Source organism: Lacticaseibacillus songhuajiangensis (genome assembly GCF_003946025.1).
GTDB classification, from domain to species: domain Bacteria; phylum Bacillota; class Bacilli; order Lactobacillales; family Lactobacillaceae; genus Lacticaseibacillus; species Lacticaseibacillus songhuajiangensis.
This window is the reverse complement of record NZ_RHNR01000063.1, coordinates 1-9,584: the sequence shown is the minus strand read 5'-3', so window position 1 is coordinate 9,584 and position 9,584 is coordinate 1. Positions and strand designations below refer to the sequence as shown.

The 9,584-nt window shown below is 47.7% G+C and carries 9 protein-coding genes; 3 read left to right on the top strand and 6 right to left on the bottom strand.

Going from position 1 to position 9,584, the window contains the following annotated elements:
- The 3 genes from cas9 to EKM97_RS11165 form a co-directional block, all read right to left on the bottom strand.
- Window positions 1–1,571, bottom strand: a 1,571-nt coding sequence (gene cas9 / locus EKM97_RS11175; protein ID WP_125572492.1) for a type II CRISPR RNA-guided endonuclease Cas9, incomplete at its 3' end; no start/stop codon positions are given.
- A gap of 255 nt (window positions 1,572–1,826) precedes the next feature.
- On the bottom strand, window positions 1,827–3,101 hold the full coding sequence (locus EKM97_RS11170; protein ID WP_125572491.1) for a replication-associated recombination protein A: 1,275 nt from the start codon (window positions 3,099–3,101) through the stop codon (window positions 1,827–1,829).
- Between the two features lie 107 nt (window positions 3,102–3,208).
- Window positions 3,209–3,607 carry a type II toxin-antitoxin system HicB family antitoxin gene (locus EKM97_RS11165; protein ID WP_125572490.1) on the bottom strand — a complete coding sequence of 133 codons (399 nt, stop codon included), beginning with the start codon at window positions 3,605–3,607 and terminating at the stop codon, window positions 3,209–3,211.
- Window positions 3,608–3,981: 374 nt separating this feature from the next.
- Between EKM97_RS11165 and EKM97_RS11160 the strand changes: the two genes are divergently transcribed.
- From EKM97_RS11160 to EKM97_RS11150, 3 genes are all read left to right on the top strand, one after another.
- Window positions 3,982–4,179 carry a hypothetical protein gene (locus EKM97_RS11160; RefSeq protein ID WP_225419284.1) on the top strand — a complete coding sequence of 66 codons (198 nt, stop codon included), beginning with the start codon at window positions 3,982–3,984 and terminating at the stop codon, window positions 4,177–4,179.
- Between the two features lie 102 nt (window positions 4,180–4,281).
- Window positions 4,282–4,488 carry a hypothetical protein gene (locus EKM97_RS11155; protein WP_125572489.1) on the top strand — a complete coding sequence of 69 codons (207 nt, stop codon included), beginning with the start codon at window positions 4,282–4,284 and terminating at the stop codon, window positions 4,486–4,488.
- A gap of 19 nt (window positions 4,489–4,507) precedes the next feature.
- Window positions 4,508–5,011 (top strand): GNAT family N-acetyltransferase, encoded by a 504-nt coding sequence (locus EKM97_RS11150; RefSeq protein ID WP_125572488.1) that lies wholly within the window; start codon window positions 4,508–4,510, stop codon window positions 5,009–5,011.
- Between the two features lie 280 nt (window positions 5,012–5,291).
- Here the strand turns inward: EKM97_RS11150 and EKM97_RS11145 are convergent, their stop codons facing one another.
- The 3 genes from EKM97_RS11145 to EKM97_RS11135 form a co-directional block, all read right to left on the bottom strand.
- Complete coding sequence (locus tag EKM97_RS11145) at window positions 5,292–6,380, bottom strand: hypothetical protein (RefSeq protein WP_125572487.1); 1,089 nt, start codon at window positions 6,378–6,380, stop codon at window positions 5,292–5,294.
- A gap of 128 nt (window positions 6,381–6,508) precedes the next feature.
- Window positions 6,509–8,611 carry a DUF262 domain-containing protein gene (locus tag EKM97_RS11140; RefSeq protein WP_225419285.1) on the bottom strand — a complete coding sequence of 701 codons (2,103 nt, stop codon included), beginning with the start codon at window positions 8,609–8,611 and terminating at the stop codon, window positions 6,509–6,511.
- 249 nt (window positions 8,612–8,860) lie between these two features.
- Window positions 8,861–9,532 (bottom strand): exonuclease domain-containing protein, encoded by a 672-nt coding sequence (locus tag EKM97_RS11135; protein ID WP_125572485.1) that lies wholly within the window; start codon window positions 9,530–9,532, stop codon window positions 8,861–8,863.
- Window positions 9,533–9,584: the final 52 nt, after the last annotated feature.

Sequence of the window (9,584 nt, the reverse complement as noted above, 5' to 3'; positions counted from 1 at the left end):
CAAGAATAGGTCTTCATGACCTTTTTGTGCAAATTGGTCTGCTTTATCAGGTGTTGCACTTCGATTTTAAACCAGGGTGCTGATTTACGTTCCATCCAGGCAAATTCGGCACCAGAAGTATTCTTCTGTTCCTTTGCAGTAATCATCGGACCAACATAATACGGCACACGGAAGCTAACCAGTTCGTCCAGCTTATATGGTTGGTCCTTTAGATGTTTCGCCACCGGATTCTTTTCGGCAAGCCATGGATAATAGACCTGTTGATTTTCAATAATGCGATCAAGTTCAATTTGCTGCATCTGGTGCGGAATCATTGTGTTTTCTTTTGAGCGTAACTTTGGCATGAATTTACCGAGTTCAATACGCCTTAAGATTTCTTTTGCTGCTGGATTATCAACGCCTTTCAGCGCCTTCTTCACATTATCAAAGAAGGTCTCCTGCGTTACTGGTTTGCTTTTTTTACCGTTAATATACTCAGAGTACAATCCCAGTAATTCGTCACGCTTGTCTTTAGACTGTTGGCGTGCCAGTTTCTTGTACATTTCCAAATCACACGAATGATGTTCATATCGTTCAAGCATCATTGCGGAAATACCATGCGGCATTTCTCCAGAAAGGTAAGCGTCAGCATATAGTTCCCGTAAAAGCTCAATAATCTCGTGCTGGGCTTCTGTTTCAATATCACCATCATGTAGCGCTAGAAAGTCTTCAATTGTAGCGAGTGTTGCCTTCCACTCGCCTTGATCTTCCTTCTGTACTTCAATTTGCAAGAGCACATCCAAATGGATTTGCATTCCCGACAGCGAATTGCTTACCTCTGTGGCAATCTTTTTATTGCGTGCCTCTAATGACTTGATTTCCTTCTTGCTGGCATCTTCGGTAGGATGAACTACCGCAGTGAATAGCGGCCGCAGCTCAGCACTTCGGTCACTCGGTCGTAAATCCTGTGCAAGTAAAATTCGTTTCAAGTCATCTGCAGACGCACTGAACTCAAAAGTGTCGTCCCCGAGCACCTGTGCAAAATCTTGGCTAATTTGTTGCGCAATCTGACCATAGTCAATTTCGCGTTTTGTGAACTGACTCACTGGCTCTATATTTAGAAAATGCCCACGATACTTAACAATGTGATGCACAGCTAAATAAATTTCCCGAACATCAAATTTCTTGTGCTCGGTCATCAACGCATGCCGACGATGGTATATCGTCGGATACTCGTGTGCAAACTCGCTATTTGTTTTGTAATCAAATAATGCCTTTGACAGTCCGTGAGCCTGCTCATCTCGTGGTGATTCATCGAAATACTTCAAGCGTTCATAAAATCCAGGATCAACTTCTGCAATATGTTCATTAAAGAACTCACGCACAAAATTCGAACGCCAACGCCGACGACTCAAGCGGCGACGAGATGTGCGAAATGAACGCCGCTCCTCTGCTTTTTGTGCCTCATCGTAGAGACGTACACCAATCGCCCTTTTTCCCTTAACACGAATGATGTCAGCATTATCATCGACGACACTGTAGCCAATACTGGACGTCCCAATGTCTAACCCTATTCCATATTCCTTTGCCATGCTTTTCCCCCATTTCGTTTGTCAATGAGTTAATTATAGACAGGTATTAAAGCGTTAACAATGTTCACATTTCCAAAACATGCCTATTTGGCAGAATTAGTGCATTCACGTTGGCAGCGATTTCTTTAACAGCAAAATCATCTAAACTTTACAATCAAATTTTGCTAAAGAAAAACCCGAATCCAGAAAATATCCAGATTCGGGAATGGTGTAATTCTGATAGCCAATTATATTCAATCCTGAAAACCCTCTGTGTTACTTCCCGCCCTGCGCCCGCCGTATCTGCGCGAGCCGCTGTGCCAGTGCCTGCTCATACTTGCCGGTCGTGTTCGCCTGGTAGTAATGCTTCCCGACCAGCGTGTCCGGCAGGTACTGCTGCCGGATCCAGTCGCCAGGGTAGTCGTGCGGATTCTTGTAGCCAACGCCATGTCCGAGTGCGGCCGCTCCCTTGTAATGCGCATCGCGCAAATCATCCGGAATTGCGCCGGCGTGGCCGCCCTTGACATCGGCCAATGCTGCATCAATCGCCACCATCGCGGTGTTGGACTTGGGTGCCATGCACAAGTCGATGACGGCGTTGGCCAGCGGAATGCGTGCTTCCGGCAAGCCCAAGCGCTCCGCCGACTGGATGGCCGTCAGTGTGCGGCTGGCTGTCTGCGGGTTGGCCAGGCCAACGTCTTCATAGGCAATCACTAGCAGGCGCCGCAGGATGCTCGGCAGGTCGCCAATCGTAATCAGGCGTGCCAGGTAATGCAGCGCGGCATCCACGTCCGACCCGCGGATGCTCTTCTGGAATGCCGAGATGACGTCGTAGTGCGCATCCCCATTCGCATCGCCGTCAATGACTGGCCGCTGCAGGCACTGCTGAATGATGGTCTGGGTGATAGTGATGTGCCCGTCCGTCTCCGGTGTCGACAGCACCGCCAACTCCAGCGCATTCAGCGCGCTACGCAGATCGCCGTTGGTCACCTGACTCAGGAACGTGCGCGCGGCAGGTTCCAGCACCACCGGATACTCGCCGAGCCCGCGTTCCTTGTCCGTCAGCGCGCGGTCGATGGCGACCGCGATGTCGTCCGCGGTGAGCGGGAACACCTGGAAGATCTGCGTGCGGCTGCGAATCGCGGGCAAAATGCTCATGTACGGATTCTCGGTCGTTGCACCCACCAACACGATGCGGCCGGACTCCAGGTGCGGCAGCAGAAAGTCCTGCTTGGTTTTATCCAGGCGGTGAATCTCGTCCAGCAGCAGGATGACGGTCCCCGACATTTTGGCTTCTTCGGCGACAATCTGGAGATCCTTCTTCGTGTCGGTCGCCGCGTTCAGCATGCGGAACGCGTACTTGGTCGTCCCCGCGATGGCGGCGGCGATGCTCGTCTTACCGGTGCCAGGCGGGCCGTACAGAATCATCGAGGACAGACGGCGCGCCAGCACCATCCGCCGAATAATCTGGCCCTCGCCGACCAGCTGCTGCTGACCGACGACCTCGTCCAGATTCCGCGGGCGCATGCGGAATGCTAAGGGTTGTTGCATGAATGATGCCTCCTCGTTTGTGATGCATTCAAGTGTAGCACAGATAGCACAAGCGGCGGCGCGGTGCTTAGATTGCCTATCTGGTGCAAAATGAAAAAGCTGAGCGACTACATGCCCAGCTTTGCTTCAAGTGCTTCAGTTAAAGTTTCAGAGAAGTTGATACCAGTCACCTTTGCTTCTTCAGCCAAGGATTTCGGTATCGTCACATTTTCGTGAACGATTGCCTCAGAAATTTCACGACGAGCATCGTGCATGTCCACACCAACAAGACTTACCAGCAATCCAGGATTGTTTGCCCGCACTTGCTCCAGCGGTGTTGGTTTGGGGTAGCTTGCATAATCTGGCAACGCAACGGCCAACGCGTCGGGAGCGTTTTGCACGGCTTCTTCAAGAGTTTCTCCCTGTGAAACGGTATCAGGCACATCCGGAAAGGTAACAGTGTAGAACCCATCGTTATCAACATTGTCAAACACTGCTGGATATACGAGATAATTTGGTTTTTTCATAGTAGTTTTTGTGAGTCGGTCCGAAAAGTTTCCTTGAGTTCTGCCTAGATCACGATTGGCTTCAATTACGCACTGCGATTTTAATTAAGGCCTGTAGTGAAGCGACCTTTGCCGTCTGTAATCCGGTGCCGGTTTCTTCTCCAGTGAATCGATGAATCCATTTAGCCTTCAGACTTCTTTACGTCATGCTTAACCAACTCGCCGCCTTCTTTCTTTACTTGTCATAATACGCGTACGTACATTGGCATTCAATTGCTCTTCCAATTCAAACATGTCGACTTGCAGTAGCTTACATCCGAATGGCTCTGGTTTTAAGAGAAAAAATGATGTCCAATTCGTGCTATACTCGCCACATCAAGATGAGGGGTGAGCGCATGCACGTGCAGCAAATGAAGTACATTGTCGGCGACCAGGTCAAATTCCCTTTGGGCGGTCAGATTCTCCAAGGGACTATCGCGATTGCCGATTTCATGGGGTCGCTTGAGAACGACTACCATTCTTACGACATCTCAGTGCGCGGCGATGTTAACGCTGGCTTGTACAAGCACCTGCCCGAGGCGGACATCGTCTAACTGGTTGCGCCAGCACCACAGGAAGCTTTTGCCGGCGACTATCTGGACTGGTACACGGCCGATGGTGCTTACGTCATCACAACCGCGTCCGGTTCCACCTACGTGCTGCGGCTGAGCAAGCGCACCGCCACCCTCCAGCGCATCAACCCTGACCACCAGTTGCGCAAAGACGGCACCGCAATCAAAGTGCTCAATATGGCCTCCGTGCAGCGCGGCCGTTCAGCAGAGTTTACGCTCGAACCGCTCGGCGCCGGCCCCGTCACCACCCGCATCACGTCCGAAATCACTGCTATTCACGCACTTAGTTAACTGCAAAAGAGGTCATTACATGCATCCCCAATCCACCCAACGCCTCCACTTCAGCCAGTGGTGCGCAACTGATTTAGACAAGGCCACGCTCCTCTGGGGCGACCCGCGCGTCACCGCACTCATCGCAAAAGACGCCTTCACACCGGCACAGATTAAGGCGCGGCTAGAACTAGAAATCACCAGCCAGACACAAGACGGCGTGCAGTACTGGCCGCTGTTCACCGCAGGCGGCGAACTGATTGGCGTCTGCGGTCTGCACAGCAGCGGACTCGCTGAATACGAGCTCGGTTATCACCTGCGGCCAGAGTTCTGGCACCAAGGTATCGCCACCGAAGCCGCGCGGCAGGTTATTGAGTTTGCTAAGACACGTTTGCACGCGGTGCGGCTGATTGCTGGGCACACGCCACGGAACCTGGCTTCCAAGCACGTGCTGGAGAAGCTTGGGTTTGTTTATACGCATGATGTGTTTTATGCGGCGATGGGGGTGGAAGAGCCGAATTACGAATTGGTACTTAGAAAATAAAAAGAAGCCGTAACGCTCACTTTCCTCAATGGAACGAACGTTACGGCTTCGTTTTTTCATCAGCGACTAACTTGGTGCCCCGACTTGATAATGCAACGTCGAGCTATATTACTCCCAAATCCCGTACTCACATTCAGTCGCGGCTATTTTCATACCATGGTGGTCGATGATACGATTGTAAATCAAACCCGCCGTTCTCAGCAACAAGCAGAACGCCGCAATCTACACATCATTTGATGCTAAAGGCCCCTAAGCCAAAAGTTTGGTACACCTTTTCAATCTAAATCTGTAAGTACGCGGAGCCATTCCGTATTAAAATACGCGTTGACTGGTCACTTGGTATCTCGTTTACAGCAGTAAAATCCTCACCGAGCTGATTAACAATATTTTGCATGAGGTTATCATTTAACTTTTTCGTCGCGAGTCGTGTTTGAATTACGTCTGGGGCTTTTACTCGTGCCGATATTTTAGTCAAAAGGTTATCCCGACGCTGCACACTACTTGTTAGATCGATCTGCAATCGTTCGGCATTGGACAAGTGCCAAGTTTGTAGTTGATTTTGACTAGTTACCGCTCGTGCAAGGTAGGTATTGAATAGACCATAGTCTGCTTCCTGACGCTCTGTCGGGCGAGCATTTTGTAGTGCCGTCATATGCGCGATTAAACTCATCACTTGCAGTAACGATTGCTGGACGTGTAGCAAGCTATTAATTTCGCCAGTTGCTTCCTTGTATGCTTTCAGATTAATATCGGTAACTTGCCTTTTCTTCAACGTCATCAGGACTTGATCCAGTAATTCGGAAGCTGTCTTCTGCTCATCATTCAAATGAATAAGTGCAGTCTGACGCTCATCATCATCTTCAATGAAGGCACCTGCTGTTATTTGATACTGTTGTACGCGAGTTACCAGCGCCGACACCTTACTGGCAAAACCCAATTTTTGAAACTCAATTATCGTATCCAGTTTCTTGTCGACTGATTCCAAACGCTGGTTGATTTCATGCATGTAGTACTGTCCCACAGCGAAAGACGCCGCCGACATCACAGCACCAACTGTTGCCGCTGGTGACAGTCCCACCATTTCCACATGGCCCGAAATTCCTCTCGCACCCGCGGCTGTACTGTGAAAGAGGCCGCGAAATGCATGGCTCTTGCCTGCAACCTTTATTAACTCTTGACCAGTAGGAATCGTAACCGAGTATAGTTGAGTTGCGGGCAAAGTGGAAACTACTGGAATTAGGGCAGAAATTCGTGAAAGTGCATTGGCGTCGAGTTTGAACAATCGACCTGATTCACCGGGATCCAAATCATACTGATTTGCTATTTCGGTTGATACAATTTTTGGCGTCAAATCAAACTGTGGTTTCATCCTTATCTCCTAAACGTTCCTATCTTTTTATTTGGCCTTTGTTGAAAAACGTCACATACTATCCCTAATAATCTAGATTATCTGACGACTACACGAACCAGAAGGTCGTTCACTATCGACTTAAGAAGCTAATTACTGAATTCCATTTCCAAATCATCATAAGCAACACCAAAATACTCAAACAGCCGGTAGAGCATGCGCATCTTATTCCAAGTCGAATTATCTGTGAACAAATAGATGCCATCGGCTATACGCGTATAACCATCGTCAGCACTAGCGTGAAAGGCTTTGGGCAGCATCGAACCGTGAGGCGTCCATTCCTGAACAGCAAGCTTGTTTATCTGTTCTGGATACTGAGCATATAAATCGGCAACAATGTTGATTTGCATATGCTTCCATACTTTATCCGTAATAAACGGGCCATCTTGAAACTGGTAACCCACCAACTTCATCCCTGTGTAGTCACGATCCGGATCGAATGATTCCGTATTGTGCTCTTTCTTGGGATCACGATAAGCCGTTTTGGGCATTGCAAAAATATCAACTAACCGCCCAGCTAATTGCCGCGTTCGCGCGTTAATTTGGTCTTTCCCCCACACTTCTTGCGCGCTAACCTCACGGGTCATGCCTAAGTGACTCTGCAGGTAATACTCTCGTTTCTGCCTAAATGGCGCGTTCTGCATTTCGGAGTTGTAGCCAGTAAGCGTTAGGTTACCTAATGAATGCAACAACGATTGATGAATTTCGTCAGCGGCAGTGCCCAAATCACGACGCCACTGTGCGGTCATGGTCTGCGGCATAATGTGTTCAATTGACAGCTTCTTATTCTCAAGACCGGTAAATACATCAACTGCTTCCTTATTGTCCGCATTCTCCAATCGTTCAAAAAGAAAACTGCGAACGCCAGACTTTAGCCGGTAGATTTCTCGCTGGCTAATCCGTTCAACAAACTCTTCATCGCTGGGAAAACGTCCCGATTCATGCTTCTGCAAAAGAATCGCGGTGAGAATGTCAGTGTATGCCACACCCGGCGTCTTGCGCCGCATAACCTCACGATGTAGTGTAGCAAATATTTTGTTCAGAGCATTCGTCGGTGCTTCCACAATTGCCCGCCGGAATAGGTAGTTCTCAATCACCCGAACAACAGCGGCAAAATCCGCCATCGTCAATTCACCCTGATGCACTGACGCCAGTACACCCAAATAGAATGTGTTCTGTGTTGTAATCATGAGATATTGATCACGCTGGAGCACAGCATCAATTTCGGGATAACTGGTATTCGCGGTTAACAATATTTCATAATTGTTGGCGTACATTAACAGTTCCTGGAGCAACTGTTCCTTGTCCGAATACTGCGTGACATATGCTTTAAACTCAGTGTACAAGCGATTATTCGGGGTTACCCGTCCCAGCTTATTCGTCAACCAGTAGCGGATTAATGGCGTGACGTCATACTGACTTTTACGTTCAATGGGATTCCAATATTTTTCAAAATACTCTGTCTGCTTGTCGTAACTCTCATTCATCAGCAGTAAGTTGCGAACCTTATCCGCATCCGTTAAATCCAGGCCGGTCGAATTGATACTTTCAAAAATCAGCTGCGGATCATCATCTGCCTGCAAATTTAATTCCATCACTTCAAGCTTCTCAATTGCATCCAGCAATTGATCATTCGTAATCGGCATCGTCTGCATTTCTTGGCAGAAGAATTCGTAATTGGTCGTGATGTTGGACGGCCGAGCGAAATTCTCCGGAGTTTGAAACAACCGCTTGTAGTGATCTAAGTCGCGCTTAATCGGGCGTAATTTGTAATGATCATTCGCTGACGAGAATTTGTTGTACAGGTAGGTTTCGTAAATTTCGTCGGCTCGTTCTTGATTGCCAGCATCCAAGTAGCGCTGACGCAACGCAATTAGGAGCAGAGAAACACTGGTGAGCCGTTGTTGCCCGTCGATGATCACAACTTCACGGCCATCCTCAGTTTTCGTTACTACGCTGCCAAAGAAATGCGAAGGCTTATCGTTTTGCGCTACCCACACCAAATCCTGAAAAAGTTTCGCAATGTTCTCTTGTTTCCAATCATAATTACGCTGATATACGGGAATTTCGAGAATTTTGTTTTTACCGTCAATGACATCGACTAGACGCGTTACGTTGCCTTTCATCGCGTTTTCCCACCTTAGTTGATTTGAACTCAGCATAGCACAATTGACGCGAAACAAAGAGCCCATATTTTGCAAGACTCTGCCTCACTTAAGATTCTCGCGATGAAGTATATTGGCTTGTGAAATGATCTCACTAAGTCACTGAAGAATTACATATAACTTGCGTTACCAAACGAAATTTGCTTTTGAAAATAAAAAAAGGCACAGTCCACATGGACTGTGCCAACAATCAATGTAGTAAGTTCTTATTTCGTTACATACTTACTAGTTGACTTATCAATAATTTTCTCAATGGATCTGTTAACCATCAGAAACCTACATCTGTGTCGCGTCAGCTAAGTCATGCAACTCATCGAGCCCAATGATCTTGATTTTTTCTCCATTTTTTTGAAGTTCAAATGCCTTTAGCTCTGTTGCACTATGCACGCCATCGCTAAGACAATCTGACAGCTGCTTCCCTTGAAGTAAATAATCTGTCATACGTGAAACTGTTCCAGTGACTCGTCCACCATGCGACTCGATATATTCTTTTAATTGTGGCCGAGCGGTACCTCTAAATTCACCAGTAATACCAAAGCGGAGTCCTTTCAACGTCTGCGGAAGTGGGGGAAGTTCCACGCGCTGTAAATCACCATCCCGGAGATGCTTATAAACAATCATATTTGTCTTACAATCTTCTAACGCGTTGTGAGACGCATTACGAAGACCAAAATAGAGTTTCAGTGTAGCCAGCTTCAGGTTTGGTAATTCCTCTGGAAAATCTGATTTAACAGCAAGATTCCAAGTATCCAATGCCTCAATGTCTTTCTGATAGAATCCGTTCGCAATCAAAAATGGAATGTCAAAACGAATAATGTTGTGCCCAACAAAAGGCAATCCCTCAGCAAAGTTGGTAAAATTCGATATCACCTCTGCGATTGAAGGAGAGCCTTTTACAGTCTCATCATCTATTCCCGTTAGATAGTGGCTGGTGAATAATTTGTCCAAGCTATCTGTAACAGTTCCTTAACCCGTTATCGTTGTATAATAGATGCATAGG